The organism is Sphingomonas sp. SP1 (assembly GCF_058313395.1).
Map to the genome: position 1 here is coordinate 66,336 of NZ_JBZFLC010000001.1, position 26,053 is coordinate 92,388.

Below are 26,053 nucleotides of genomic sequence, written 5' to 3' on the forward strand. Positions count from 1 at the left end.
TCAGGCGGCCAGAACCATCGGCTCGAGCCCCGCAAGCACCGTGCGGGAGGGCGCCTGCGGGACGGTGCGCGGCGTGCAATCGCGCACCGTCCCGGCGATCGCGGCGATGTGGGCGGGAGTCGTACCGCAACATCCACCGACGATATTGATGAGGCCTTCGTCGACCCATTCCGCAACCTGAGCCGCGGTCTCTTCCGCCGCTTCGTCGTAGGCGCCGAGTTCGTTGGGCAGGCCGGCGTTGGGATAGGCCATGATCAGAGTGTCCGCCTGAGCCGACAGGGCGGCGAGATGCGGCCGAAGCTGCGCGGCGCCGAAGCTGCAGTTGAGCCCGACGGTCAGTGGTTTCGCGTGGCGGACGCTGGCCCAGAAGGCCTCCACCGTGTGACCCGACAGATTGCGGCCGGAAAGGTCGGTCAGGGTCATGGAGATCATGATCGGCGCAAGATCGAGCGCGGCCATGATCGCGGCCTTGCAATTCAAGGTGTCGAACACCGTCTCGATCAGGATGAAGTCCGCGCCGCCCTCAAGCAGGGCTTCGGCCTGCTCGTGATAGACATCGCGAACGAAATCGAAGTCCACCTCGCGAAAGCCGGGATCGTTGACGTCGGGCGAGAGCGACAAGGTCTTGTTGGTCGGCCCGAGCGCTCCGGCGACGAAGCGGCGGCGGCCGTCCTGCGCCTCGAACCGGTCCGCGACCTCACGGACGATGCGGGCGGCCGCGACGTTCATGTCCCCGACTAGGTGTTCCGCGCCATAGTCGGCCTGGCTGATGCGATTGGCATTGAAGCTGTTGGTCCCCAGCACATCCGCGCCGGCAGTCGCATAGCCTTCACAGATGGAGGTGATCAGGTCCGGCCGAGTGAGGCAGAGCAGATCGTTGTTGCCCTTCTGGTCCTTGGAAAGATGATGGTTGCCGCGATAGCAGTCTTCGGTCAGCCCGGCCTGCTGAATGGCCGTCCCGAACGCCCCGTCCTTGACGAGAATCCGCTTGGCGGCGGCCGCCTTCAAGGCTTCGGCGGCGGTCATTGGGCGACTTCGGCGCGGACGCCCAGCAGGTGACAGATGGCATAGGCCAGCTCCGCACGGTTGAGCGTGTAGAAGTGGAAGTGGCGAACGCCACCAGCATAAAGCTGGCCGCACAATTCGGCCGCAATGGTCGCCGCGACGAGCTGCCGCGCCGCCGGCTTGTCGTCGAGGCCCTCGAACATCTCGTCCATCCAGCGGGGAATGGACGCGCCGCACTGGCCCGCGAATTTCCGGGTCTGGGCGACGTTGGACACGGGCAGGATTCCGGGCACGATCTCGGCCGCGATGCCGCGGGCCGCGGCGCGATCGCGAAAACGCAGGAGGGCATCGACGGAAAAGAAGAACTGGCTGATCGCCCGGTCGGCCCCGGCGTCGACCTTGCGAGCAAGATTGTCGAGGTCGGCTTCGGGGCAATTCGCCTGCGGGTGCACCTCCGGATAGCAGGCGACGCTGATCTCGAAGGGGGCAACCTCTTTCAAACCAGCGACGAGCGCGGCCGCGTCGGCATAGCCGTCCGGGTGCGGCCGATAGGTCGCCCCTTCCTCCGGCGGATCGCCACGCAGGGCGACGATGTGGCGCACGCCAGCCTTCCAGTAAGAGTGCGCGATCTCATCGATTTCGGCGCGGCTGGCATCGACGCAGGTCAGGTGTGCTGCGGCCGGCAAGCGGGCTTCGCGCACGATCCGTTCGACAGTTGCGTGAGTCCGTTCACGGGTCGAGCCGCCCGCGCCGTAGGTTACGGACACGAATTGCGGGTGCAGCGGCGCCAGGGTTTCGATCGAAGCCCACAGCGTTTCCGCCATCTTTTCACTTTTGGGTGGGAAAAATTCGAAGCTGACCGCGATGTCGCCCTTGGCTTGCGCGAACAATGGTGCGGGCTCCGCCTGGGGTACGGGAGCAAGGGCCGGGCGGTTCATGCGGCCCTCCGCCGGGGCAAGCGCTGCGCGGCCTTGATGCCCGACCACAGCGTGACCGTCAGCTCACCGCCAGCGAGATGTTCGACTACCTGCCCCTTGAGCCCGGCCGAATTGAGCCAGGCGAGGACGGCCTCGTCCGCGAAGCCGAGGCGCACATGCTGGGCCCGCTCCCGCAAATCCTCCCGCTCATGCGGCGCGAAATCGACGATCAGCAAACGTCCGCCCGGCGCAAGCAGTCGAGCCGCCTCGGCAATCGCTTCGCCGGGAGCATGGGCATAGTGGAGGACCTGATGCAGCAGGATGCAGTCGGCGGTGCCGTCGGCCAGCGGAAGCGCATACATGTCGCCTTGCCTCAGGCTCGCCGGGACGGCCGCCGCCGCCAGTTTGGCGCGGGCAAGGCGAAGCATCTCGGAGCTTTTGTCGATCCCGATCGCAGTGTCGGATGCACGGCCGAACAATTCGATCATCCGCCCCGTGCCCGTCCCGATGTCGACCAGCCGGCCCAGCGGGTCTGGTCCAAGGGCGCGCGCGATCGCGTCCTCCACTTCGCTTTCCGCGACATGGAGCGAGCGGATGCCGTCCCATTCATCGGCATGGCATTCGAAATAGCGTTGCGCCGCTTCCGCCCGGTCGCGGCGAACAGCCGCCAGGCGAGCACGGTCACTGGCAAAGGCGCGGCGGTCCTCCTCCTGCCCAGCGGCCTCGATCAGCGGTAAGAGCCCAGCCGCAGGTTCGCCGCGGGCAAGCGCCAGGAACACCCAGCTACCCTCCTTGCGGCGCTCCACCAGCCCGGCATCGGTCAGGATCTTCACATGGCGAGACACGCGCGGCTGGCTTTGCGACAAAAGCTGCGCGAGCTCTCCGACCGACAGCTCCATTTCGTCGAGCAAGGTCAGGATCCGCAGCCGCGTCGGGTCGGCAAGCGCCTGAAACAGATCGGACAAAGGCAGGAATGCGGTCACGGGTTAAGGATATAAAGATATCTTTATATGGTCAATGCGCTGACAGCATTTGCGACGGTTGAAAACGGTTCGTCGCAAAAGATCATTGCGTGACCCTTTTGCCTCACCTAAATCCGCCCGCTGGCCTGACCGCAAATATGCGGCGGGTCGAGCCCCGCTCCGGGAGCCAGATGGTTTCCGGCGCAACGATGATAGGGATGGAACGATCATGAAGAAGATTGCTATCGCCGCTGTTGCGGTTCTTGGTCTCGGCCTCGCTGCCTGCCAGGACAATGCTCCGGACAACGCCGTTTCGACCGAGAACACGATCGAAACCGAAGCGGCTGCCGACACCAACTCGGCCCTGAACGCCACGGACAACCTCGGCGCGACCGCCGACAACGCCCTCGACGCCGCCGGCAACGCGGTTGAGAATGCTGGCGAGTCGATCGAGAACGCCGCTGAGGACGTCGCCAACGGCCAGGACAACGTCGCGGGCCAGTAAGCCCCGACTCGTCACTGACGAAACAGGAGGGCCGTCGCGGATTACCGCGGCGGCCCTTTTGCATTTGGAGGAGCGTGGTAAGCTGCCGGGGTGAAGCCGATCCTGTTGCCGTTGGCCGTCCTGCTGCTTGCCGCCTGCGAGCGGGAGGAGCGCCCGCCCGGCCCGACCGAGCAGGAAGCAGAGCGGCTCGACAACGCGGAATCCATGCTGAACGGAGCGGCGTCGGACAGCCGGTAGATCAGCCGCGCTCGGGTACCGGGACAGGAATGCCGATCTCGAAGCGGGTGATCGGAAGAAAGCGTGCCGGCACGAGCGTGCGGGCGCGTTCGAGATCGGCCTGCGAGCCGACGTAGATCGTCCAGCCTCCAACGCCGCCGCCGTCGCTGAACGCGAATGAAATCCCTTCTGACACCATTGCGTTTCTTAGCTTTTCGCTGGCGGCATTACGCTCCGCCTCCGTAAAGCTCGATCGGGCGAAGCCGAGGTAAGGACGAAACCAGGGTTCGGCGGCATCGACGATCGATTGCCGAGGCTGGCCGTCGGTGAAGGCCAGAACGAGGCGATAGCAGGGCTCGTTCTCGAACCAGGCGCCACCGTAGCCGGGCTCGGACTGGGCACGCTCGATCAACCGATCAGCAGCGGGCTGGACAACCGAGACGATCGGGTCGTTCGGGACAGGGGGTCTCGGCCGAGAGGGCTGGCACGGCGGATTCCAGCCGAGGAGCCGGGGCATGGCTGGGGCTACGGTCGGCGGTGCTGAAGCGAGCGCTGCGACTGGACTCGCGGGCCTTGAAGCGCAGGCGGCCGTCAGCGCCACGAGGCCGAGGGAAAGTACGCGAAACATCGTGGACGAACGAAAGGGCCGGAGGATTGCTCCCCCGGCCCTTCTGCTTGGCTAAGCAATTAGCCCGGGCAAAACCCGTGCTTGACGTTGGACCGGTTCGACCAGCCTGAGGGCTGTTCGCCCGGCCAGCCGAACTTCGCCGCGTCCGAGGCCAAGTTGTCGACCTTGGGTCGACGTCCTTGGCCCCGGCCGGCTCGTTAGAAGTCCATTCCGCCCATGCCGCCCATGCCGCCGCCGGGCATTCCGCCCATGGCCGGCTTGTCTTCCGGCATTTCGCTGACCGCCGCTTCGGTGGTGATCAGCAGGCCGGCGACCGAGGCTGCGTCCTGCAGCGCGGTGCGGACGACCTTGGTGGGGTCGATCACGCCGGCCTGGACCAGGTTCTCATAGGTGTCGGTCTGGGCGTTGAAGCCCATGTTCTGGTCGGCGCCGTCGAGCAGCTTGCCCGAGATCACCGCACCGTCATGACCCGCGTTCGCCGCAATCTGGCGAACCGGGGCGTAGAGCGCCTTGCGGATGATATCGATGCCGCGGGTCTGGTCGTCGTTGACGCCCTTCAGACCCTCGATCGCGCGGGTCGCGTACAGCAGAGCCGTACCACCGCCCGGAACGATGCCTTCCTCGACCGCGGCGCGGGTCGCGTGGAGCGCGTCGTCAACGCGATCCTTGCGCTCCTTCACCTCGACCTCGGTCGAACCGCCGACCTTGATCACGGCAACGCCGCCGGCGAGCTTGGCGAGACGCTCCTGGAGCTTCTCACGGTCGTAGTCGCTGGTGGTGTTCTCGATCTGCTGGCGGATCGCAGCAACGCGACCTTCGATCCCGGACTTTTCACCAGCGCCGTCGACGATGGTGGTATTGTCCTTGTCGATGGTGACGCGCTTGGCGGTGCCGAGCATGCCGACCGTGACGTTCTCCAGCTTGATGCCGAGGTCCTCGGAGATCATCTCGCCGCCGGTCAGGATGGCGATGTCTTCGAGCATGGCCTTGCGGCGATCGCCGAAGCCCGGAGCCTTGACGGCCGCGACCTTGAGGCCGCCGCGCAGCTTGTTGACGACGAGCGTGGCCAGAGCCTCGCCCTCGATGTCCTCGGCGATAATCAGCAGCGGACGGCCCGACTGAACGACGCTCTCCAGGATCGGGAGCATCGCCTGCAGGTTCGACAGCTTCTTCTCGTGGATCAGGATGTACGGATCGGTGAGTTCGACCGACATTTTTTCCGGGTTGGTGATGAAGTAGGGCGACAGGTAGCCGCGGTCGAACTGCATGCCTTCAACGACGTCCAGCTCGAACTCGAGACCCTTGGCCTCTTCGACGGTGATCACGCCTTCCTTGCCGACCTTGTCCATGGCTTCGGCGATCTTTTCGCCGACAACCGTGTCGCCATTGGCCGAGATGATGCCGACCTGGGCGATCTCGTTGGAACCGGCAACCGGCTTGGAGCGGGCCTTCAGGTCCTCCACCACCTTGGTGACGGCAAGGTCGATGCCGCGCTTCAGGTCCATCGGATTCATGCCGGCCGCAACCGACTTCATGCCCTCGCGAACGATCGCCTGGGCCAGCACGGTGGCGGTGGTGGTGCCGTCGCCGGCGATGTCGTTGGTCTTCGACGCCACTTCGCGCAGCATCTGCGCGCCCATGTTCTCGAACTTGTCCTTGAGCTCGATTTCCTTGGCGACGGTGACGCCGTCCTTGGTGATGCGCGGCGCGCCGAAGCTCTTGTCGATGACGACGTTGCGGCCCTTCGGCCCAAGCGTCACCTTGACGGCGTCGGCGAGGATGTCGACGCCCTTGAGGATGCGCTCACGCGCATCGCGGCTGAATTTCACGTCCTTGGCTGCCATCTGGCTACCCTTTCATTTCAACTTGGACAACATGGACACTACGCCCCCCGTCTAATCGGGAGGCGAGTGGGTCAGCCGACGATCCCGAGGATGTCGCTTTCCTTCATGATGATGAGGTCTTCGCCATCGACCTTGACCTCGGTGCCCGACCATTTGCCGAACAGGATGCGGTCACCGGCCTTGACGTCCAGCGGCGTGATCTTGCCGTCGTCGGCGCGGGCGCCGGTGCCGACGGAGACGACTTCGCCTTCCTGCGGCTTTTCCTTGGCGGTGTCGGGAATGATGATCCCGCCCGCAGTCTTCTCTTCGGCCTCGACGCGGCGGACGAGGACTCGATCGTGAAGCGGCCTGAAAGCCATATGCTAAGCCCCTCTATACTAGCTTTGAGAGTTGAACCTGCGCGCTGGCACTCAAACTAGCCGAGTGCCAGCAACGCCGCGCATATGGGTGGGGCAATCCACCCCGTCAATATGCAGTTCAGGTGGAAATCGCGGCCGGCGCGGGAACCAGCCCGAGCGCTGTCCGGCGATGCCAGCGCCACAGCATCAAGGTTGCGACAACCGCCAGTCCAAGCGCGAGTCCGATCCAGATGCCATAGCCACGCAGGCCGCCCCAAAAGGCCAGTCCCGCCCCGGCCCCAAGGCCGACGAGCCAATAGCCGATGCCTGCATAGATCATTGGCACGCGGGTGTCCTGAAGACCGCGCAGCATCGCCGCGCCGACCACCTGCGCACCGTCGACCAGCTGGAACACGGCAGCGATCAGCAGGAAGGACGCGGCGAGATCAATCACCGCGCGGTTCTCCGGCCGGGACGCATCGAGGAACAGGCCGGCAAGCTGATGCGGGAACAGCCACATAGCCATTGCGCCAAACCCCATCACGGCGACGGTCACGGCGAGGCTGACATTGCCGGCCAGCGCGATCCATTGCGGATTGCGCGCGCCATAGCCCATGCCGACGCGGATGGTGACGGCCTGGGCAAGGCCGAGCGGGACCATGAAGGTGACGGCCGCGAGTTGAAGCGCGATCACGTGGGCGGCGACCGATACAGTGTCGATCAGTCCCATCAGGTAGATGGCCGCGCTGAACACGCTGACCTCGAACGCCCAGGTCGCGCCGATCGGAAGGCCGATCCGCACCAGGTCGCGCAGTCGCGACCAGTCGGGCCGCCACCAGCGGCCGAACAGGTGCATCAAGCGCAGCCGAGGCAGTCGCCAGATGCACAGTCCCAGCAGCGCCGCCATCATCAGGTTGGTGCACAGGCTGGCAATCGCGGCGCCCGCCAGTTCCAGCCGCGGCGCCCCCCAGTTGCCGAAGATCAGCAGCCAGTTGAGCAGTGCGTTGGCGGCCACCCCGCCGATAGTCACATAAAGCGTGATCGGGGTCCGATCGAAGGCCGTCAGCAAGGTGCGGAACACGCCCACCAGCAAGGCCGGCAACAGCGCCCACATCAGGACGCGCATATATTCGCCGGCGGCCGCAGAAAGGATGGGATCCTGCCGGAACAGACCAAACAGCCATTCGGCGTTCCACAAGATCAGCCAGCCGAAGACGCTGTAGCCGGCCACCAGCCATATCCCCATGCGGAAAGTGCGGCGGGTTTCGCGCACCGCTTCGACCTTGCGGCCGAGGGCTGCGGCGATCAGCGGAGCGGTGCCGACCGCAAGCCCCATACCGGTGTACAGGACAATGTTGAACAGATTCACCGCCATCGCCGATGCGGCCATCGGGATCGCGCCCAGCTGACCCAGCATAAGAACGTCGGTGGTCGTGATGGCAATCTGGGCGAGATTGGACAGGATCAGCGGCCAGCCGAGCCGCAGCGTCGCCGCCAGTTCCTCGCGCCAGTCCTTTGGCGCGGTCGCGAGAGGTTTGGGGCGAGGCATGGCGGCGTGCCGTAGCGGGACGCCGAGCGGGCCACCATCCCTCCCTCGTCGAATGCCCCTGTTGCCGGTGGAACGGCTCGGCTAACGCCGCCTGACAAGGAGAGAATTTCATGCGGTTCGTTCGCGGAGTCTGGCACCTGCTGGTCGGCATCAAGGATGCGCTGGTGCTGCTGTTCATGCTGCTGTTCTTCGGGGTGCTGTACGCCGCCCTTTCCGCCCGGCCGGCGCCGGCGGTGCGCGACGGCGTGCTGACGCTGGACCTGCACGGCAGCATCGTCGAGCAACCGCAGGAGGTCGATCCGCTCGCCACCCTTGGCGGGGGATCGGCGCCGCGCGAATACAGCCTGCGCCAACTTCGGGCCGCGCTGCTGGCCGCCAAGGACGATGCGCGGGTGAAAGCGGTGGCGCTCGATCTCGATCGGTTCGCCGGTGGCGGACAGGCAGCCCTCAACGAAGTCGGAGAAGCGCTGGACGAGGTCCGTCGTGGAGGTAAGCCGGTGATCGCCTACGCGACCGCGTATTCCGACGACAGCTACCAGCTCGCCTCGCACGCGTCGGAAGTGTGGCTCAATCCGCTCGGCACGGTCGCGCTTGCAGGGCCGGGTGGCAACAATCTTTACTTCAAGGGGCTGCTCGACAAACTGGGCGTGACCGCCAACGTGTATCGCGTCGGCACCTACAAGAGCGCGGTCGAGCCGTTCACGCGGACCGACATGTCGCCCGAAGCGCGGCAGAACGCGCAGGAACTGGCCGGCAATCTGCTGGAAACCTGGCGGCAGGACATCCGCACCGCGCGCCCGCAGGCACAGCTCGATCCCTATCTTGCCAACACGGCCGCCTTCGTGACGGCCAGCAACGGCGATTTCGCGGGAGCCGCGCAGCGGGCCCGACTGGTGGACCGGATCGGCGAGCGGCACCAGTTCGAGCGCCGGCTGGCCGAGCTTGGCGGCGAAAACAAATCGGTACGCGGCGGCTTCAACCGGATCCGCCTGGACAGCTATGTCGCGGACAAGGTTGAGGCCAGCCCGTCGGGCCCGATCGGTATCGTCACCGTCGCGGGCACGATCGTCGACGGCAAGGCGCCGCTGGGCACTGCCGGCGGGGACAGCATCGCCGAGACGATCGAAAAGGGTCTGAGGACGCGCGACCTGAAGGCCATCGTGGTTCGGATCGACAGCCCGGGCGGATCGGTCACCGGATCCGAACGGATTCGCCAGGCGCTGCTGATGGCCAAGGCGCGCAATATCCCGATCGTCGCCTCGATGGGCAACGTCGCTGCGTCGGGCGGCTATTGGGTGGCGACCGCAGCGAACCATGTGGTGGCGGAGCCGTCGACCATCACCGGCTCGATCGGCGTGTTCGGCATCCTGCCGAGCTTCCAGGGATCGCTGGAAAAGCTGGGCATCGGCGCGGACGGGGTGAAGACGACCCCCCTGTCCGGCGAACCGGATCTTCTGAATGGTCCTTCGCCGGAAGCGAGCCAGCTGATCCAGCTTGGGATCGAAAGCATCTATCGCCGCTTCCTCGGCATCGTCGCGCAGGCCCGAGGGAAGTCGCCAGCGCAGGTCAACGCAATCGCGCAAGGGCGGGTCTGGGCCGGTGGGCCGGCGCGCCAGCTGGGCCTGGTCGACAGCTTCGGGGGCATGGACGAGGCGATCGCCAAGGCGGCGGAATTCGCCAAACTCGGCGACGAGCGCGGCGTGACCTACCTGGAGCGGCCCAAGAGCTGGCGCGCCGAGTTCGCGTCGCTCTTCTCGGACGAGGAAGAGAGCACGGATGAGGCCGATGCGTTCGCCGGCCTGGCGATGCGCGATCGCCAGCAGCTGATCAGCGGACTGTTGGACGCGCGGGCCGTGTTGAACGGGCCAACCGTCCAGGTGCGCTGCCTGGAGTGCGGTTCGGTCGCACCGGCAAGGATCAGCGCGACGGACGCCGGCTGGCTGGAGAGCGTGCTCAAGCTGCTCCGCTAGCGGGTGCTCCGGCGCTTCCATTTGCCGGTCAACGGCAGGAGGACCAGAGCCATCAGCGTCGTCAGCAAGGCAATGATCCCGAATGCCACGATCCACGGATTGTGGGTGTTCTCGCGCGTGTCGAGATCCATGATGTGGAGGCCCCACATCCAGTCGTAGAGCCGCCACCAACGCGTGCGGCGAGCGACGATCTCGCCCGAGCCGGCATCGACGTAGAAGTGCGTGCCGTCGGTCATATGCACGGCCCAGGCCGGGTCTGCGCGGCGGAACTCGACGGGTGGGCGGCTGGGGTCCACCTTGCGGACTTCCGCCACCGTCGCCCTGCCCCCATAGCGCGCGGCCACTTCGCGGGCCGCCTCCGCCGCACTGACCGGCGGCAGCAAGGCACCGGACAGCGGATCGGCCAGGCGGGTCGGCGCGCCGTCCACCTGAATGACCCAGCGGGGCCCAACCGCCCGGCTTTCCAGCGCCAAGCGCTGAAGCGGCATGCCGGCAACCTGCCGGGGAATGGTCGGCGGAGCCGTCAGGCGGACCGGCGGTGCCTCACGCAGGAGATCGGTTCCGCGAACCTCCTCGATCGGCTTCCAGACCATGACGACCCCGGACAGCGTCCAGAACAGCATCGGCACGCCGACAATCCATCCGAGCCAGATGTGCCAACGACGAAGGTTGTGACGAATGCGCATGGATTAGCTTGTACCTGCGCCCACGCCGGGGTCCAGCCGGCCCGGCGGCGCGCTGGACCGGCGGCTGGTCTCGACCTTCGCCGGGACGTCCGTCAGATGTGGATCGGCTTTCCGCGCACCGCCATCGCCGCCTCCTTGAAGGCCTCCGCGTGGGTCGGATGGGCGTGGCAAGTGTAGGCGATGTCCTCGCTGGTGGCGCCGAACTCCATCGCCTGTGCGGCCTGCGCGATCATGGTGCCGGCCAGGTTGTTGATCATCCACACGCCAAGCACCCGGTCGGTCTTGGCATCGGCGACGACCTTGACGAAACCGTCCGGCTCCCGGTTGGTCTTGGCGCGGCTGTTGGCCATCATCGGGAACTTGCCGACCTTGACCTCGCCCTCGGACCTCGCCTGTTCTTCGGTCAGGCCGACGCCGGCAATTTCCGGCGTGGTGTAGACCACCGACGGGATGATCGCGTGGTTCACGATTCCGGTCAGGCCGGCGATGTTCTCGGCCACCGCAATGCCCTCATCCTCTGCCTTGTGGGCGAGCATCGGGCCGGGGACCACGTCGCCGATCGCCCAGATGCCGGGCACGGCGGTGCGGAAGCTGTGGTCGATCTCGACCTGGCCCTTGGCGTTGACCTGCAGCCCGGCCTTGTCGAGCGCCAGCCCGTCGGTGTTCGGGCGGCGGCCGATGGAGACCAGCACATGGCTGGCCTCGATCGTCTCGGCCGCTCCGCCCTGGGCGGGTTCGACGGTCACGGTGACGCCATTGCCACTCACCTGAGCGCCGGTCACCTTGGTGCCGAGCTTGTATGCAAAGCCCTGCTTCTTGAAGATCTTGTTGGCTTCCTTGCGGACTTCCTCGTCCATGCCGGGGAGGATCTGGTCGAGATATTCGACCACGGTGACCTTGGCTCCGAGCCGGCGCCACACGCTTCCAAGCTCCAGCCCAATCACGCCGCCGCCGATGACGACGAGGTGGCTCGGCACTTCCGGCAGCTCAAGCGCGCCGGTGCTGTCGACGATACGCTGCTGGTCGACGGCGACGCCGGGCAGCGGCGTGACCGACGAGCCGGTGGCGATCACGATATTCTTGGCGCGGACCGTGCGGTCGCCGACCTTCACGCTGTCCTTGCTCTCGAACGTGGCGCGGCCTTTGAGCCATTCGACCTTGTTCTTCTTGAACAGGAATTCGATGCCCTTGGTGAGGCCGCCGACCGCGTCCTTGCGGCCGGCGTGCATCTTGTCGAGGTCGAGCCTGAACTCGCCGGTGATGCCCCAGTCGGCCATGTGGCCGTGCGCGGCTTCCTCGAACAGCTCGGACGCATGCAGCAGGGCCTTCGACGGGATGCAGCCGACGTTGAGGCAGGTGCCGCCAAGGGTCTCGCGGCTTTCGGCGCAGGCGGTCTTGAGGCCAAGCTGGGCGGCGCGGATCGCGGCGACGTAACCGCCGGGGCCGGCGCCGATCACCAGAACGTCGAAATCATAGTCTGCCATGGGTGATCCCTTAGAGGTCGATCAGAAGACGAGTCGGATCCTCGATCGCTTCCTTGATGCGGACGAGGAAGGTGACCGCCTCGCGGCCGTCGACCAACCGGTGGTCGTAGGAAAGCGCCAGATACATCATCGGCCGCGCGACGATCTGGCCGTCCTTTACGACCGGCCGCTCCTCGATCCGGTGCATGCCGAGCACCGCCGACTGCGGTGGGTTGATGATCGGGGTCGACAGCAGCGAGCCGAACACGCCGCCATTGGAAATGGTGAAGGTCCCGCCCTTCATGTCGTCGGCGGTAAGCGTGCCGTCCTTGGCCTTTTTGCCATATCCGGCAATGGCCTGCTCGATCTCGGCAAAGCTCATCTGGTCGGCCGAGCGGACCACCGGCACCACCAAGCCCTTGGGCGCGGACACGGCGACCGAGACGTCGAGGTAGTTGTGGTAGACGATCTCGTCGGCCTCGATCCGGGCGTTGACCGACGGCACGTCCCGCGCGGCAAGCGCAACCGCCTTCACGAAAAAGCCCATGAAGCCGAGGCGGATGCCGTGCTTCTTCTCGAACAGGTCCTTGTAGCGGGCGCGGGCGGCGATGACCTCGCTCATGTCCACGTCGTTGAAAGTGGTCAGCAGTGCGGCGGTGTTCTGCGCTTCCTTCAGCCGGGTGGCGATGGTCTGGCGCAGGCGCGTCATCTTCACGCGCTCTTCACTCCGTTGCGCTCCCGAGGAAGCGGGAGCCTGATCCGGTTGCGAAGCAGCCGCGGGGGCCGCGGGGGCCGCCTTCTTCGCTTCGGCCGCGGAAATCACATCGTCCTTGGTCAAACGGCCGTCGCGGCCCGAGCCCTTGATCGACGAGGGGTCGATCCCCGCCTCAAGCACGGCCCGACGAACGGCGGGCGAGAGGCGCAACGACGAAGCTTCGGCCTCGCTCATCGGGTGCGCGGCGGCCGGTTCGGCCGGCGTCTCGGTCTGGGCCTCCGCCTGCGCGGGAGCACTGGCAGTTGCCGGCGCAGGAGCAGAGGCGGCCCCGCCCTCGCCGATGGTCGCGATCACCGCGCCGACGTTGACCGTCTCGCCTTCGCTGACCAGCGCCTCGCCGAAGACGCCCGCGATCGGGGAGGGAACGTCCACCGAGACCTTGTCCGTCTCAAGGCTCGCGATCGGCTCGTCAGCGGCAACGGCGTCGCCTGGCTTCTTCATCCACGCTCCAAGCGTGGCTTCGGTGATGCTTTCTCCCAGAGCCGGGACTTTGACCTCGGTCGGCATGTTTTTCCTTTTGCTCGATCAGCTTCCGGCTTTGCCGGCTTTGCGCACCGTATCCGCCGCGTTGCCCGCCGCATCGGCTTTCGCCTCGCTCGTACCAAGGGCAGCGGCAACGAGCGAGGCCTGCTCCGCGACGTGGCGCTTGGCAAGGCCTGTCGCAGGCGATGCGGCGGCCATTCGGCCGGCATAGAGCGGCCGAAGATTATGACCGCTTTCGACCAGGCAAGCCTCGATGAACGGCTCGACGAAGAACCAGCTGCCATTGTTGCGCGGTTCTTCCTGGGCCCACACGACCGACTGCAGGTTCGGCATCGCCTTCAACCGCTTGACCAGCGGCTCGGACGGGAAGGGATAGAGCTGTTCGATGCGGAGGACCTCCACATCGCTGGCGCCCGCGGCGTCACGAGCCTCGATCAGTTCGTAGGCGATCTTGCCCGAGCACAGGACCAACCGGCGGGTCGTGCCATCCGCAGGCGGGTTGAGGTCGGACAGGATGCGCTTGAAGTGGCTGTCGCCGGTGAAGTCGGCGCGGGTCGAGACCGCCAGCTTGTGGCGCAGCAGCGACTTGGGCGTCATCACCACCAACGGCTTGCGGAAGTCGCGCAGCAGCTGGCGGCGCAGCAGATGGAAATAGTTGGCCGGCGTGGTCGGATAGGCGACCTGGATATTGTCCTCGGCGCACAGCTGCAGATAGCGCTCCAGCCGGGCGGAGGAGTGTTCCGGCCCCTGGCCCTCATAGCCGTGCGGCAGCAACAGGACGAGCCCGCTGGCTCGCAGCCACTTGGCCTCTCCGCTGGAGATAAATTGGTCGATGATCACCTGCGCGCCGTTGGCGAAGTCGCCGAACTGCGCTTCCCACAGCACCAGCGTCCGCGGATCGGCCAGGCTGTAGCCATATTCGAAGCCCAGCACGCCGAATTCGGACAGCGGAGAATCGCGAACCTCGAACCGGCCGCCGTCGATCGTCGTCAGGGGCACGAACTTGTGGCCGGTCTGCTGGTCGGTCCACACGGCATGACGCTGGCTGAAGGTGCCCCGGCCCGAGTCCTGGCCGGACAGGCGAACGTTGTGCCCTTCAAGCAGCAGCCCGCCGAACGCCAGCGCCTCACCAGTCGCCCAGTCGATCCCCTGCCCGCTCTCCAAGGCCGCCTTCTTGGCATCGAGAATGCGCGTGAGGGTCTTGTGGACCGTCAGCCCCTCGGGGATGGCCGTCAGCCTGGCGGCAACCGCCTCATATTCGCTTTCGTCGAGCGCGGTGCCGGTGTTGCGGCGGCCCTCGACCGGCTCGGTCGGACGGTTGAGGCCGGCCCAGCGCCCTTCGAACCAGTCCGCCTTGTTCGGGAGATAGCTGGCGCCCGCGGCGAACTCGCCCTCCAGCAAGGCGGTGAATTCGGCGGTCTTCGCTTCCTGCCAGCCGGCGTCGATCACGCCTTCCGCGACCAGCCGCTTGCCGTAGATGTCGCTGATCGGCGGATGCTGGCGGATCGCGTCGTACATCAGCGGCTGAGTGAAGCTCGGCTCGTCGCCCTCGTTGTGGCCGAAGCGACGATAGCACCACATATCGATCACGATATCGCGGTTGAATTCCTGCCGGAACTCGATCGCCAGCTTGCAGGCGAAAGTGACCGCTTCGGGATCGTCGCCGTTGACGTGCAGGATCGGCGCCTGGATGCCCTTGGCCACGTCCGACGGGTAGGGCGAGGACCGCGCAAACTGTGGGCTGGTGGTGAAGCCGACCTGGTTGTTGATGACGAAATGCAGGCAGCCACCGGTGCCATAGCCGGGCAGGCCGGAGAAGCTGAGGCATTCCCACACGATTCCCTGCCCCGCGAACGCCGCATCGCCGTGCAGCAGCACCGGCAGCACCTTGTCGCCTTCCGGATCGGCCTTGATGGTCTGCACCGCGCGCGCCTTGCCGAGCACGACCGGATTGACCGCCTCGAGATGTGACGGATTGGCCTGCAACGACAGGTGGACCTTGATCCCGTCGAACTCACGGTCGGACGAGGTGCCGAGGTGATATTTCACGTCGCCCGAGCCGCCGACGTCCTGCGGGTTTGCGCTGCCGCCCGCGAATTCATTGAAGATGGCGCGGTAGGGCTTGCCCATGACGTTGGCGAGCACGTTGAGGCGGCCGCGGTGGGCCATGCCGACCACGATTTCCTCGACGCCCAGCTGGCCGCCATATTTGATCACGGCTTCCAGGGCCGGGATCATGCTTTCGCCGCCATCGAGGCCGAAGCGCTTGGTCCCGACATACTTCCTGGCGAGAAACTTCTCCCACTGCTCGCCGTGGATCACCTTTTCGAGGATCGAGCGCTTGCCTTCGGGGGTGAAGCTGATCGCCTTGTCCCGGCCTTCCATCCGCTCCTGGAGGAAGCGACGCTCCTCCAGGTCATTGATGTGCATATATTCCAGGCCGACCTTGCCGCAGTAGTTGGCCTGCAGGATGCGGACGATTTCCCGCACGGTCGCGGCCTGGAGGCCAAGCGTCCCGCCGATAAAGATCGGGCGATCCATGTCGGCGGCGCTGAAGCCATGGAACTCCGGCGTCAGGTCCGCGGGTAACTCGCGCTTGGCCAGACCGAGCGGATCGAGGTCGGCGGCCAGGTGGCCACGCACGCGATAGGTGCGGATCAGCATCATCGCGCGGATGCTGTCCTCGGCCGCCCGGCGGACTGCGGCTTCGTCGGTTACGCCGGCAGCCCTGGCTGCTTCCTTGGCCTTGGCCGCGACCTGCTCGATCGTCGCCTCGGTCGGATCGAGCCCGAGATTGACCTCGTCGAGCTCCGCCAACGGCCAGTTCGGGCGTTGCCAGCTGGGTCCTTGTTCGGTCTCGTACAGCTCGTTCACTTCAGCCTCATTGCTCCCCGGCGCAGGCCGGGGCCCAGGCCCGGCGGCAGCCGGGATTAGAACAAGTTCGGGTAGAGATCACTCCAATCGAGGTTCCGTTCCTCGATCCGTTTGATCTTCCAAGCCCGTTTCCACTCCTTCATCTGCAGTTCGCGGCGTCGCGCTTCCTGCAAATCATCGTAAGCCTCGAACCACACCAGCAGCTTGCAGCCATTTTCCTTGGTAAAGCCGTTAATTAAGCCCTTGCGGTGCTCGTACACGCGTTTCGGCAAATTGCTGGTTGATCCGATGTATATCGTCCCGTTCTTGCGGCTTGCCATGATGTACACGAAGCCGTTCTTCATTTTTGCACCTTGAAGCCCTTGCGGGCTCCTGGGCCCCGGCCTTCGCCGGGGTACAATTTCAGCCCTTCAGGAGCTCCGCAAGCGTGCGACCGAGCTCAGATGGGCTTGGAGACACGCGAATGCCAGCCGCTTCCATCGCGGCGATCTTGGAATCCGCGTCACCCTTGCCACCGGCGACGATCGCGCCGGCATGGCCCATGCGACGGCCCGGAGGCGCAGTGCGGCCGGCGATGAAGCCGACGGTGGGCTTGCTTCGGCCGCGCTTGGCTTCGTCGGCGAGGAACTGCGCGGCCTCTTCCTCCGCGCTGCCGCCGATCTCGCCGATCATGATGATGCTCTTGGTCTCGTCGTCGGCGAGGAACATCTCGAGCATGTCAATGAATTCGGTCCCCTTGACCGGGTCGCCGCCGATCCCGACCGCGGTGGTCTGGCCGAGGCCCTCGTTGGTGGTCTGGAACACCGCCTCATAGGTCAGCGTGCCCGAGCGCGAGACAACGCCGACGCTGCCCTTGGAAAAGATGTTGCCCGGCATGATCCCGATCTTGCACTCGTCCGGGGTCAGCACGCCCGGGCAGTTCGGCCCGATGAGGCGCGACTTGGAGCCGGTCAGCGCGCGCTTGACCTTGACCATGTCGAGCACCGGAATGCCCTCGGTGATGCAGACGATCAGCGGCACCTCCGCGTCGATCGCCTCCAGGATCGAGTCCGCGGCGAAGGGCGGCGGGACGTAGATCACGCTCGCATCCGCGCCGGTTCTCTCGACCGCTTCGGCCACCGTGTCGAACACCGGCAGGTCGAGGTGCGTCGTCCCGCCCTTCCCCGGCGTCACGCCGCCCACCATCTGCGTGCCGTAGGCGAGCGCCTGTTGCGTGTGGAAGGTGCCGGTTTCGCCGGTCATGCCCTGCGTGATGACGCGGGTGTTCTTGTTGACGAGGATGCTCACTGGCCGAGGCTCCCGTCGATCTGCTTGCAGGCTTCCAGCAGCTCTTTCACCGCATCGACGCTGACCTGAAGGTTGCCCTTCGCCTCGTCGTCGAGCGCGATCTCGATGATCTCTTCTGCGCCGCCGGCACCGATCACCACCGGCACGCCGACGTACAGGCCGTCCAGGCCGTACTTGCCCTCGACATAGACCGCGCAGGGGAGGATGCGCTTCTGGTCGCCGAGGTAGGCTTCGGCCATCGCAATCGCGGACGTCGCGGGTGCGTAGTAGGCCGAGCCGGTCTTCAGCAGCGCGACGATCTCGCCGCCGCCGCCGCGGGTGCGCTTGACGATCTCGTCGATCTTTTCCTTGGACGACTTGCCCATCTTGACCAGGTCGTCGACCGGGATGCCGCTGACGGTGGTGTAGCTGGTCACCGGCACCATCGTGTCGCCGTGGCCGCCGAGCACGAACGCGTTCACGTCCTTGACCGACACCTTGAACTCTTCGGCGAGGAAGTGGGCGAAGCGCGAGGAGTCGAGCACGCCGGCCATGCCGACCACCTTGTTGTGCGGCAGGCCGGAGAATTCCCGCAGCGCCCAGACCATCGCGTCGAGGGGGTTGGTGATGCAGATCACGAAGGCGTCCGGCGCGTTGGCCTTGATGCCCTCGCCGACCGCCTTCATCACCTTGAGGTTGATGCCGAGCAGGTCGTCGCGGCTCATGCCCGGCTTGCGGGCGACGCCGGCGGTGACGATGATCACGTCCGCGCCCCGGATATCGGCATAGTCGTTCGAACCGGTGATCCTGGCATCGAAGCCCTCGACCGGGCCGCACTGGCTGAGGTCCAGGGCCTTGCCCTGGGGAACGCCCTCGACCACGTCGAACAGGACGATGTCGCCAAGCCCTTTCAGGGCGGCGAGGTGAGCGAGGGTGCCGCCGATGTTGCCGGCGCCGATGAGGGCGATCTTCTTGCGAGCCATGAGGGGGACCAGCTTCCCTTCTGAAATGAAAGGCCGCGACCTGGACGGGCGGCGTTGCGCGGCGCTCTAGACCGGAGCGCGCGTCGGGGCAACCCGATGACGGACGCTCGCGGGCTGCTTGGCGGCGATAACGCTAGCCGAAGAGATATTGGCGCGTATCGGGGTTCTCCCGCCGCCACATGACGTTGTCCATGAAGTAGTGGTGGACGTTGATGAAAGTCCAGAAGAAGAACAGGAAAAGGGTCGGGGTCAGCGCGGTGCCATCATAAGGCACCAGGCCATCGAGGATGGTCGGAAGACCCCAGAATCCGACCCAGCCGAGGGCTGCGGCGACGAGAAAGAAGACGATCATGTGCGGCAACGGGTGGCTGCCGAAGTAGCGCCGCACGAGCGACCTGGCTTTGTATGAGTCGGTTCCCAGCTGCGCCGTCTCGTAGTTCAGCTGAAAGCGCGACACCACGACAAGATACTGGAGCGAGTGGAGCGCTGGCACCATCAACGCCCAGATGGGATTGATGGTGATGAACATCAGCCAGGCATAGAGGCTGACGAAATAAGCGATTGCGCCGTTCACGGGTAGCGCGCCGGAGCGACGCCAATGCTGGCCAAGCGCCCATACGGCCACCGCGCCGCTCAAAGCTGCCGCCGCGGCTGCCGCCGTGATGATCGGCTGCGGAATAGCGAAGCTGTAATAGGCAAGGCCCCACAGGTCCTGCTGGCTCGCAACCGCATTGAAGCCAAGCCACGAGGCGACCCACGTCACATAGCAATTGACGAGCAGGACCGACCTGGTGCGATCGTCCAGGAAGCGGCGCTTCAGGGCCGCGTCGACCATCAGCATGCCATAGCCCTGCTTGACGTAATGCCAGCCGACGGCGAGCGCCATCAGGTTGGCGGCATAGCCCAGCAGCCGCGTGCTGGAGGTCAGCGTCCCGTACAGGAAAAAGATCGAAAGCAGCGCCGGCACGATGATCCCGGCAAAGGCAAAGCGACGTCCCAGCGGCCCGCTCAGCTTCTGGCGAAAGCCGCGATAGAAAATCTGATAGCTGGCCGCGAAATGCGGGTGGTTGAGCAGGTGCGCGACGATCAGCATGGTTGCCGCCATGCCGGCGTAGTCGTCGCTGCCCCCCAGCGCGAGAACGACCGGCAACAGCAGCAGCGTGCTTCCCCCAAGACAGAGGAAGTCAATAAGCGGACTGAACAGATAGCGTTCCGAGTGCGCGGGACCGGCGTCGCCTTTCGTCAGCAGTGCCTCGGCCGCGTGCGTCGCCATTACCGTCCCCTTACCGGGCCTGGTCTGCGCGCTTCGCGCCTAAAACAAGGTTAACGGCCGAGCTTCATTCAGCGCCATGACCCTGGGCGAGGTAATCGGCGCTTCGCATCTCCTCCAGGCGGCTGACGGTGCGCTGGAATTCGAATGCGCCCGTGCCCACGGGATAGAGGTCCGCAGGTTCCGTATCGGCGGCTGCCAGCAGCTTGACCTTATGCTCGTAGAGCGCGTCGATCAGCGTGACGAACCGCGCGGCCTCGTTGCGCTTGTCCGGACCCATGACCGGAATGCCGACGAGGATGACGGTGTGAAAGCGCTGCGCGATCGCCAGATAGTCGGCTGCCCCGCGCGCCTCCCCGCACAATCGCTTGAAGGAAAACACCGCCACGCCCTTGAGGCTCTTGGGCACGTGCAAGGTGCGGCCGCCGCCGACATCCAGCTCCTCGGTCGGGACCTTGGCCCGGTCCTCCACCGGATAGTCGGTAAGCTGGAAAAAGGCCTGACTGAGCGCGGCGGTGGCCTCCGGACCATTGGGGACGTGCCACGTCCGGACGCCACCCAGACGGTCGAGGCGATAGTCCGTGGGACCATTGAGCTCCACCACGTTCATGCGCCGTTCGATGAGGTCGATGAACGGCAGAAACAGCTCGCGGTTCAGCCCGTCCTTGTAAAGATCGTGCGGCGGCCGGTTGGAGGTGGTGACGACGGCAACGCCCTCTTCGAGCAAAGCGGTGAACAGGCGCGACAGGATCATGGCGTCGGCGGTGTTGTTGATCACCATCTCGTCGAAGCACAGCAGCCTCGCTTCGGCGGCGATGCTTTCCGCCACCGGCGGGATCGGGTCGCCTTGCCCGCTCGCCCGCGCCGCGCGTAGCCGCTGGTGCACGTCCAGCATGAAAGCGTGGAAATGGACGCGGCGCTTCGTCACGGCCGGGACATGATCGAAGGCGAGGTCCATCAGCATCGACTTGCCGCGCCCGACCCCACCCCACAGGTACACCCCGCAGACGGTTTCCGTCTTGCGCAGCAGCCGCTTCAGGAAGCCCCCATTCGGGCGGGCAAGTTCATGCGCAAGGCGGTCGAGCGCCACGACGGCGCGTTGCTGGTGGGGATCGGCCTTGAGTTCGCCGGCGTTCAGAAGCTCGGCATAGGCGGCCGCGACAGGTCCGCTCATGTACGATCGCGAAGCTTCTTCAGCGTGCCGGTGAAACTGTAGCACGGCTGTCCGCCCTGCCGCACAACGCCTTGCAGGAAGGCCAGGCTGCGGGTTTGCCGGACGAGCTCGACATGGGCGTCGAGCGGTTTGCCTGCCTCGCCCCGGGCGATGAAATGGGTCGTAAGGTCGAGCGTGACGTAGTGCGCGCGCTCCATGCCCGCGCACCGCCCGCCGCCGAACAGGGCCATGTCGATGAAGCTCATGACCGCGCCGCCGTGCAGCGAGCCGCCGAGGTTCAAGTGCTTTTCCGTCGGAAACATCCGGACCACGCCGCGGCCGGGGCCATCGGGGCGGAAGATCAGCTTACCGGTCGCGGCAGCGAAACTGTCTGGCGGTACGTCGAACCAGCTGTACCAGCCCGGATGGTCGGGATCTTCGCGCGCTCCGTCCGGGCGTTGGGGGGCATCGTTCATGGGCGGGGGTTAGTTGGCGTTGGTCGAACGGGCAAGCAGGCCGACGCAGAACAATCCGCGTCGGCGTGGCCGCGCTCCGGGACCGCTAGGCCGCCCGTTCGGCGATCAGCTTCTTGGTTTCGGCGATCGCCTTGGCGGGGTTGAGGCCCTTCGGACAGACGTTCGCGCAATTCATGATGGTGTGACAGCGATAAAGCCGGAACGGGTCCTCGAGCTGATCGAGCCGCTCACCGGTCATCTCGTCACGACTGTCGGCGAGCCAGCGATAGGCCTGAAGGAGGATAGCCGGCCCGAGGAAGCGGTCGCCGTTCCACCAATAGCTCGGGCAGCTGGTGGAGCAGCAGAAGCACAGGATGCACTCGTACAGGCCATTCAGCTTCTCCCGGTCCTCCGGAGACTGCAGCCGCTCCTTGCCGGACGGGGCCGGGGTGGCAGTCTTCAGCCAGGGCTGAATGCTCGAATATTGCGCATACAGGTGCGTGAAATCGGGAACCAGGTCCTTGACCACGTCGCAGTGTGGCAGCGGCGTAATGCGCACCTCACCCTTCACGTCATCGATCGCCGTGGTGCAGGCGAGGCCGTTGCGACCGGCAATGTTCATCGAGCAACTGCCGCAGATCCCCTCGCGGCACGACCGGCGGAAGGTCAGGGTCGGATCGATCTCGTTCTTGATCTTGATCAGTGCGTCGAGGACCATCGGTCCGCACTCGGACGTATCCACCTCATAGGTGTCGTAGCGCGGATTGGCTCCGCTATCAGGATCATAGCGATAGATCCTGAACGATTTGACGCTGTCCCGCGGACCGTCGGACTTGAAGGTCTTGCCCTTGGTGATCTTGCTGTTTGCGGGAAGCGTGAACTCGGCCATTGTCGCTATTGAACCTCTTGGTGTTGCGCGCGAGATAGTCGCCGCGACGGCCGAACGCCAGCCCTCCCTAAGCACTAACGATCGGCGCGTGGAGCCTCGGGCTCCGGGTCCACCATCTGCTTTAAGGGCGACAGGAAATAGAGCGTCACGAAAGCCATGATCGTCAGCACCACGGCAACGTCGATGCTGCCCAGTCCCACTGCGATCCCGATGGCGCCCGTCACCCACAGGCTGGCCGCGGTGGCGGTCCCGCGGACGCTTTCCTTGACCTTCAGGATCGCACCGCCGCCGATGAAACCCATGCCTGTGATCAAGCCCTCGATGATCCGCGCCATCGCTTCGGCTTCGTCGCCGACCAGCCCCTCGGCCGCCTGGATGACGCCACAGGTCGCCACCGCCACCAGCGGAAAGGTGCGCAGGCCCGCACTACGCTCCGCCTTCTCGCGATTCCAACCGATCGGCAGCGCCAGCAGATAGGCGACCACCATCGGCAGCAGGTGGGGCAGGAAGTCGAAGCTGTTAGCGCCGAGGAGGTCTGTCATGGAACCGTCAAACGACGGTCACGCAACAAAGCTCCGTTACGCGGCCTTAACGGCTTTCAGTACCTCGTCCGCATGGCCGGGAACCTTGACCTTGCGCCAGGCGCGCAGGACCGTCCCGTCGGCGCCGATCAAGAAGGTCGCGCGCTCCATCCCCATATACTTGCGCCCATACATCGACTTTTCCACCCAGGTTCCGAAAGCGTCGGAGATGGCGCCGTCCTCGTCCGACGCCAGCGGCACCTTGAGGTCGTACTTGGCGATGAACTTATCGTGCTTGGCGGCGGGGTCGCGCGAAACGCCCACCACCTTCGCGCCGGCAGCGGCAAACTGGTCGGCCAGCGCCGTGAAGTCCTGTGCTTGCCGGGTGCAGCCGGACGTGTCGTCCTTGGGGTAGAAATAGAGCACCAGCGGGCCTCCCGGCGAATTAAGGTCGACCCTTCCCCCATCGGTCGAGGCGACCGTCAATGCCGGTGCCTTTTGTCCTTCCTCGATCATCTTCCCTCCTGAACCCGTTGCCATAGCGCGGCGATCCTCTGCCGCGCGGCGTCCTGTGCCGCAAGCAGCCCGTCCCAGTCACCCTGTCCGCACAACCGTGCCAGCAGCGTCTGGCTCTGCGGCTCGGGGTTGGTGGTGCGCGGGGCAAGAAGCCGCAGGCAGACGAGGATTCGCGACAGCAGCCGCAGATCGGCGTCGACCTGATCGGCGTCGAGCTGCCCGGCCTCGCCAAGCTGCTCCACTGCGACCTCCAGCCGCGGATCCAGTCCGCAGGCACACGACAGCTGCAGCGTATGGATCGCAAACTCCAGGTCGACCAGGCCGCCCGGTCCAAGCTTGATGTCCAGCGGCCCGGCGGGCGGTTTATGCCGCGCCATCTCGGCGCGCATCCCTGCCGCGTCCGCGCGCACCTTGTCCGCATCGTGGGGGGTGGCGAGGATCGAGCGGACTATGCCGGCCAGACGGCGCTTGCCGTCTTCCGATCCGACCAGCGGGCGGGCCCGGCACAGCGCCATATGTTCCCAGGTCCAGGCCTCGTTCCGCTGATAATTGTCGAACCCGTCGAGGCTGACCGCAAGCATGCCTTCCTCGCCCTGCGGCCGAAGGCGGGTGTCGACTTCGTACAATGGGCCGGCGGCGGTCGGCACGCTCATTGCAGCAATGATCCGGCGGGCCAGTCGGTTATGATAATCGGCGGGCCCCAGCGGCTTCGCGCCGTCCGACCGAGTGTCCGGTGGCGCATCGTAAATGAAGATGAGGTCGAGGTCGGACGCGTGGGTCAACGCTCGCCCACCCAGCCGGCCGAGTGCCAGGATCATCAGCTCGGCCTCCGCGATCCGGCCGTGGCTGCGTTCGAAATCGGCTGTCGCCAGCTCGGCCAGCACGATGAGCGACCCCTCCGCCACATCGCTGTAGCCTTCGGCGACCTCGATCGGGTCGCGGTACCCGCTGACGAGCTGCACTCCCAAGCCGAAGCGGCGCTCTCCGATGAAGCGGCGAGCCCGATCCAGTGCCTGTTCATAGGGCAGGCCAACGATGACGTCGCGCAGGCGGTCGGCGAATTCGCCGGCAGAATTCGGCAGGCCGAAGCTTGATGAATCGAGCAGCCCGTCGAGTAACTCTGGGCGTCGGGTCAGCTGGTCGGCCAGTGCCGGGGCGTGGCTGAGGACAGTGGCGAGGAGCTTGCCGAGTTCAGGTTGCGCGGCGATCAGGCGGTAAAAATTGACTCCGCTGGAGAGGCGATCGACCAGATCGCTGAAACGGTTGATCGCCCGGGCCGGATCGGGGCCGGCTGCGAACGCCTCCATCAGGCCGGGAAGCATTTTCTCGAACGCCGATCGCGCTGCAGCCGAGCGAAGCGAGCGGGCCTTGGCCGAGCGCCATTCGGCGATGCGGGTCGCTGCTGCCTCCGGCTCGGGATAGCCCAATCGGCCAAGCTCGGCGACAAGCACCTGCGGGTCGTTGCTGAGCCGGTCCGCGCGGTCGTCCGCGAGCTCGCCAAAGAGCCGCTCGACATCGGCAACGGGCTGTCGGAGCCAGGCGAGCAGCTCTTCGCCCCCGCGAAGGCCGTGTAGCCTGGCGACGTCGTTTAATGCCGACGCGGCCGGTGGCAGAAGATGAGTCTGCGCGTCGGCAATCATCTGCACCCGGTGCTCGACCGTTCGAAGTCGCCGGTAGGCTTCCGCCAGGGTTTTGGCGTCGTTCTCGCCAAGCTTGCCCGCATCGCGCAGCGCCGCCAATGCATCGAGGGTTGCCGGGGCACGCAGGCGCGGATCCCGCCCGGCATGGATAAGCTGCTGGATTTGCGCGAAGAACTCGACCTCGCGAATGCCACCCCGCCCACGCTTAAGATCGTATCCAGGCCCGAACTCCTGCCCCTGGTTGTAATGATCCCGGATCCGGGTGGAGATGTCGCGGATTTCGTCGACGACGTTGAAGTCGATGCTGCGCCGCCAGACGAACGGCTGAATCGCGTCGAGGAATTCGCGACCGAGGGTCAGGTCGCCGGCGCAGGGCCGGGCCCGGATAAAGGCGGCCCGCTCCCACGGGAGGGCCGAGCTTTCGTAATAGGAGATCGCCGCCGCAATGCCGAGCGCAATCGGGGTGACTTCCGGCGCCGGGCGGAGGCGGAGGTCGACCCTGACGACATAGCCATGCTCGTCCCGCTGCTGCAGCAGTTCGATCAGCCGGCGGCCATAGCGAACGGCGGCTTCCGCCGGATCGTCGCGGCCGCGCCGGGGCAAGGTGCCGGGATCGTACAGGAGGATGAGGTCAACGTCGGACGAATAGTTGAGTTCGTGGCTGCCGAGCTTGCCGAGCGCCAGTGCGGTCAGACCGGCGAAGCTGCCCTCCCCCATCCGTTCATCGACGGCCTGGCGCAGCGCGAGATCGATCGCCCGGTCCGCGAAGTCGGACAGCAACCCGGTGACCGCTTCCAGGGTCAATTCGGCGGACAGATCACCGAGCGCAACCGCCAGCGCGAGCCTTATGCGCTGGCGGCGCAGACGTTCGGCGAGCGCCGGCGCGTCCACTTGCAGCGCAACCTCCGCTGCAGCCGAAGCGCCGTTTGTCGCGAACCGATCGGCGACATCGGGATGACGCTCCATCGCGTGCCGCAGAAAGGGCGAGAAGCGCCGCGCACGGTCCAAAGCGTCGAGGCGGTTCGAGTGCGCGACCGGTGCGTTCATTATGCCACGCCATGCCCCAAAGCGTCGCGACACGAAACCTGTTGCCGTCAGGGACGTTGTTAGGCTGATGTTTTCCGACCCTTCAGAGAAGGCGGCGG

Annotated in this window: 24 protein-coding genes; 3 read left to right on the forward strand and 21 right to left on the reverse strand. The window is 65.8% G+C overall.

The genetic code is table 11. The features are described 5' to 3' along the window. From AC4GYS_RS00360 to AC4GYS_RS00370, 3 genes are read right to left on the reverse strand one after another with little or no spacing between them, the layout of a single operon-like run. Positions 1–1,026, reverse strand: a complete 1,026-nt coding sequence (locus AC4GYS_RS00360) for a homocysteine S-methyltransferase family protein (protein WP_491107134.1) — start codon at positions 1,024–1,026, stop codon at positions 1–3. Continuing rightward, positions 1,023–1,943 carry a methylenetetrahydrofolate reductase [NAD(P)H] gene (metF, locus tag AC4GYS_RS00365; RefSeq protein WP_491107135.1) on the reverse strand — a complete coding sequence of 307 codons (921 nt, stop codon included), beginning with the start codon at positions 1,941–1,943 and terminating at the stop codon, positions 1,023–1,025. Before metF ends, AC4GYS_RS00360 begins: the two co-directional genes overlap by 4 nt. Then, positions 1,940–2,905, reverse strand: coding sequence for an ArsR/SmtB family transcription factor (locus tag AC4GYS_RS00370; protein ID WP_491107136.1), 966 nt, complete (start codon positions 2,903–2,905; stop codon positions 1,940–1,942). Before AC4GYS_RS00370 ends, metF begins: the two co-directional genes overlap by 4 nt. Positions 2,906–3,113: 208 nt before the next feature. On the opposite strand from AC4GYS_RS00370, the gene AC4GYS_RS00375 reads away from it, so the two are divergent. Together AC4GYS_RS00375 and AC4GYS_RS00380 are read left to right on the forward strand one after the other, a co-directional pair. Beyond that, a complete protein-coding gene (locus tag AC4GYS_RS00375; protein ID WP_491107137.1) occupies positions 3,114–3,389 on the forward strand; it encodes a circumsporozoite protein in 276 nt (91 codons plus the stop codon). A 90-nt stretch (positions 3,390–3,479) separates the two neighbouring features. Further along, positions 3,480–3,626, forward strand: a complete 147-nt coding sequence (locus tag AC4GYS_RS00380; RefSeq protein ID WP_491107138.1) for a hypothetical protein — start codon at positions 3,480–3,482, stop codon at positions 3,624–3,626. A gap of 1 nt (position 3,627) precedes the next feature. Here the strand turns inward: AC4GYS_RS00380 and AC4GYS_RS00385 are convergent, their stop codons facing one another. From AC4GYS_RS00385 to AC4GYS_RS00400, 4 genes are all read right to left on the reverse strand, one after another. Then, positions 3,628–4,122: a hypothetical protein gene (locus AC4GYS_RS00385; RefSeq protein ID WP_491107139.1), complete on the reverse strand. Its 495-nt coding sequence runs from the start codon at positions 4,120–4,122 to the stop codon at positions 3,628–3,630. Between the two features lie 308 nt (positions 4,123–4,430). Continuing rightward, a complete protein-coding gene (gene groL, locus AC4GYS_RS00390) occupies positions 4,431–6,077 on the reverse strand; it encodes a chaperonin GroEL (protein WP_491107140.1) in 1,647 nt (548 codons plus the stop codon). A gap of 71 nt (positions 6,078–6,148) precedes the next feature. Further along, positions 6,149–6,436: a co-chaperone GroES gene (gene groES, locus AC4GYS_RS00395; RefSeq protein WP_491107141.1), complete on the reverse strand. Its 288-nt coding sequence runs from the start codon at positions 6,434–6,436 to the stop codon at positions 6,149–6,151. A 118-nt stretch (positions 6,437–6,554) separates the two neighbouring features. Then, entirely contained in the window at positions 6,555–7,964 is a 1,410-nt protein-coding gene (locus AC4GYS_RS00400) for an MATE family efflux transporter (RefSeq protein ID WP_491107142.1), read from the reverse strand. 110 nt (positions 7,965–8,074) lie between these two features. On the opposite strand from AC4GYS_RS00400, the gene sppA reads away from it, so the two are divergent. Further along, on the forward strand, positions 8,075–9,934 hold the full coding sequence (gene sppA, locus AC4GYS_RS00405; protein WP_491107143.1) for a signal peptide peptidase SppA: 1,860 nt from the start codon (positions 8,075–8,077) through the stop codon (positions 9,932–9,934). On the opposite strand, the gene AC4GYS_RS00410 is transcribed toward sppA, so the two are convergent. The 14 genes from AC4GYS_RS00410 to AC4GYS_RS00475 all read right to left on the reverse strand — a co-directional run bounded on the left by AC4GYS_RS00410 (position 9,931) and on the right by AC4GYS_RS00475 (position 25,955). Beyond that, on the reverse strand, positions 9,931–10,620 hold the full coding sequence (locus AC4GYS_RS00410; RefSeq protein ID WP_491107144.1) for a PepSY domain-containing protein: 690 nt from the start codon (positions 10,618–10,620) through the stop codon (positions 9,931–9,933). The two genes, sppA and AC4GYS_RS00410, sit on opposite strands and share 4 nt — an antisense overlap. A gap of 92 nt (positions 10,621–10,712) precedes the next feature. After that, positions 10,713–12,104, reverse strand: a complete 1,392-nt coding sequence (gene lpdA, locus AC4GYS_RS00415; RefSeq protein ID WP_491107145.1) for a dihydrolipoyl dehydrogenase — start codon at positions 12,102–12,104, stop codon at positions 10,713–10,715. 10 nt (positions 12,105–12,114) lie between these two features. Next, complete coding sequence (gene odhB / locus AC4GYS_RS00420) at positions 12,115–13,365, reverse strand: 2-oxoglutarate dehydrogenase complex dihydrolipoyllysine-residue succinyltransferase (RefSeq protein WP_491107147.1); 1,251 nt, start codon at positions 13,363–13,365, stop codon at positions 12,115–12,117. An 18-nt stretch (positions 13,366–13,383) separates the two neighbouring features. After that, entirely contained in the window at positions 13,384–16,215 is a 2,832-nt protein-coding gene (locus AC4GYS_RS00425; protein WP_491107148.1) for a 2-oxoglutarate dehydrogenase E1 component, read from the reverse strand. 56 nt (positions 16,216–16,271) lie between these two features. Continuing rightward, positions 16,272–16,559 carry a GIY-YIG nuclease family protein gene (locus AC4GYS_RS00430; protein WP_491107149.1) on the reverse strand — a complete coding sequence of 96 codons (288 nt, stop codon included), beginning with the start codon at positions 16,557–16,559 and terminating at the stop codon, positions 16,272–16,274. A 58-nt stretch (positions 16,560–16,617) separates the two neighbouring features. Further along, positions 16,618–17,502, reverse strand: coding sequence for a succinate--CoA ligase subunit alpha (sucD, locus tag AC4GYS_RS00435; RefSeq protein ID WP_491107150.1), 885 nt, complete (start codon positions 17,500–17,502; stop codon positions 16,618–16,620). Further along, positions 17,499–18,464: a malate dehydrogenase gene (gene mdh, locus AC4GYS_RS00440; protein ID WP_491107151.1), complete on the reverse strand. Its 966-nt coding sequence runs from the start codon at positions 18,462–18,464 to the stop codon at positions 17,499–17,501. The genes sucD and mdh overlap by 4 nt, the downstream gene beginning before the upstream one ends. A 133-nt stretch (positions 18,465–18,597) precedes the next feature. Beyond that, on the reverse strand, positions 18,598–19,737 hold the full coding sequence (locus AC4GYS_RS00445; RefSeq protein ID WP_491107152.1) for a hypothetical protein: 1,140 nt from the start codon (positions 19,735–19,737) through the stop codon (positions 18,598–18,600). 64 nt (positions 19,738–19,801) lie between these two features. After that, on the reverse strand, positions 19,802–20,908 hold the full coding sequence (gene zapE / locus AC4GYS_RS00450) for a cell division protein ZapE (protein ID WP_491107153.1): 1,107 nt from the start codon (positions 20,906–20,908) through the stop codon (positions 19,802–19,804). Continuing rightward, entirely contained in the window at positions 20,905–21,363 is a 459-nt protein-coding gene (locus AC4GYS_RS00455) for a PaaI family thioesterase (RefSeq protein ID WP_491107154.1), read from the reverse strand. Before AC4GYS_RS00455 ends, zapE begins: the two co-directional genes overlap by 4 nt. Positions 21,364–21,448: 85 nt before the next feature. Then, entirely contained in the window at positions 21,449–22,231 is a 783-nt protein-coding gene (locus tag AC4GYS_RS00460) for a succinate dehydrogenase iron-sulfur subunit (RefSeq protein ID WP_491107155.1), read from the reverse strand. Positions 22,232–22,305: 74 nt separating this feature from the next. Beyond that, positions 22,306–22,773, reverse strand: a complete 468-nt coding sequence (locus AC4GYS_RS00465) for an MgtC/SapB family protein (RefSeq protein ID WP_491107156.1) — start codon at positions 22,771–22,773, stop codon at positions 22,306–22,308. A 36-nt stretch (positions 22,774–22,809) separates the two neighbouring features. Continuing rightward, positions 22,810–23,268, reverse strand: a complete 459-nt coding sequence (locus AC4GYS_RS00470) for a peroxiredoxin (RefSeq protein WP_491107157.1) — start codon at positions 23,266–23,268, stop codon at positions 22,810–22,812. Further along, positions 23,265–25,955, reverse strand: coding sequence for a bifunctional [glutamine synthetase] adenylyltransferase/[glutamine synthetase]-adenylyl-L-tyrosine phosphorylase (locus AC4GYS_RS00475; RefSeq protein WP_491107158.1), 2,691 nt, complete (start codon positions 25,953–25,955; stop codon positions 23,265–23,267). Before AC4GYS_RS00475 ends, AC4GYS_RS00470 begins: the two co-directional genes overlap by 4 nt. Between the last annotated feature and the right edge of the window lie 98 nt (positions 25,956–26,053).

Bases quoted from the DNA above. Each gene is read 5' to 3' on its own strand.
- AC4GYS_RS00360 (WP_491107134.1), bottom strand. From the start codon at position 1,026: ATGACCGCCGCCGAAGCCTTGAAGGCGGCCGCCGCCAAGCGGATTCTC.
- metF (WP_491107135.1), bottom strand. From the start codon at position 1,943: ATGAACCGCCCGGCCCTTGCTCCCGTACCCCAGGCGGAGCCCGCACCA.
- AC4GYS_RS00375 (WP_491107137.1), top strand. From the start codon at position 3,114: ATGAAGAAGATTGCTATCGCCGCTGTTGCGGTTCTTGGTCTCGGCCTC.
- AC4GYS_RS00385 (WP_491107139.1), bottom strand. From the start codon at position 4,122: ATGCCCCGGCTCCTCGGCTGGAATCCGCCGTGCCAGCCCTCTCGGCCG.
- groL (WP_491107140.1), bottom strand. From the start codon at position 6,077: ATGGCAGCCAAGGACGTGAAATTCAGCCGCGATGCGCGTGAGCGCATC.
- groES (WP_491107141.1), bottom strand. From the start codon at position 6,436: ATGGCTTTCAGGCCGCTTCACGATCGAGTCCTCGTCCGCCGCGTCGAG.
- AC4GYS_RS00400 (WP_491107142.1), bottom strand. From the start codon at position 7,964: ATGCCTCGCCCCAAACCTCTCGCGACCGCGCCAAAGGACTGGCGCGAG.
- sppA (WP_491107143.1), top strand. From the start codon at position 8,075: ATGCGGTTCGTTCGCGGAGTCTGGCACCTGCTGGTCGGCATCAAGGAT.
- AC4GYS_RS00410 (WP_491107144.1), bottom strand. From the start codon at position 10,620: ATGCGCATTCGTCACAACCTTCGTCGTTGGCACATCTGGCTCGGATGG.
- lpdA (WP_491107145.1), bottom strand. From the start codon at position 12,104: ATGGCAGACTATGATTTCGACGTTCTGGTGATCGGCGCCGGCCCCGGC.
- odhB (WP_491107147.1), bottom strand. From the start codon at position 13,365: ATGCCGACCGAGGTCAAAGTCCCGGCTCTGGGAGAAAGCATCACCGAA.
- AC4GYS_RS00430 (WP_491107149.1), bottom strand. From the start codon at position 16,559: ATGAAGAACGGCTTCGTGTACATCATGGCAAGCCGCAAGAACGGGACG.
- mdh (WP_491107151.1), bottom strand. From the start codon at position 18,464: ATGGCTCGCAAGAAGATCGCCCTCATCGGCGCCGGCAACATCGGCGGC.
- AC4GYS_RS00445 (WP_491107152.1), bottom strand. From the start codon at position 19,737: ATGGCGACGCACGCGGCCGAGGCACTGCTGACGAAAGGCGACGCCGGT.
- zapE (WP_491107153.1), bottom strand. From the start codon at position 20,908: ATGAGCGGACCTGTCGCGGCCGCCTATGCCGAGCTTCTGAACGCCGGC.
- AC4GYS_RS00455 (WP_491107154.1), bottom strand. From the start codon at position 21,363: ATGAACGATGCCCCCCAACGCCCGGACGGAGCGCGCGAAGATCCCGAC.
- AC4GYS_RS00460 (WP_491107155.1), bottom strand. From the start codon at position 22,231: ATGGCCGAGTTCACGCTTCCCGCAAACAGCAAGATCACCAAGGGCAAG.
- AC4GYS_RS00465 (WP_491107156.1), bottom strand. From the start codon at position 22,773: ATGACAGACCTCCTCGGCGCTAACAGCTTCGACTTCCTGCCCCACCTG.
- AC4GYS_RS00470 (WP_491107157.1), bottom strand. From the start codon at position 23,268: ATGATCGAGGAAGGACAAAAGGCACCGGCATTGACGGTCGCCTCGACC.
- AC4GYS_RS00475 (WP_491107158.1), bottom strand. From the start codon at position 25,955: ATGAACGCACCGGTCGCGCACTCGAACCGCCTCGACGCTTTGGACCGT.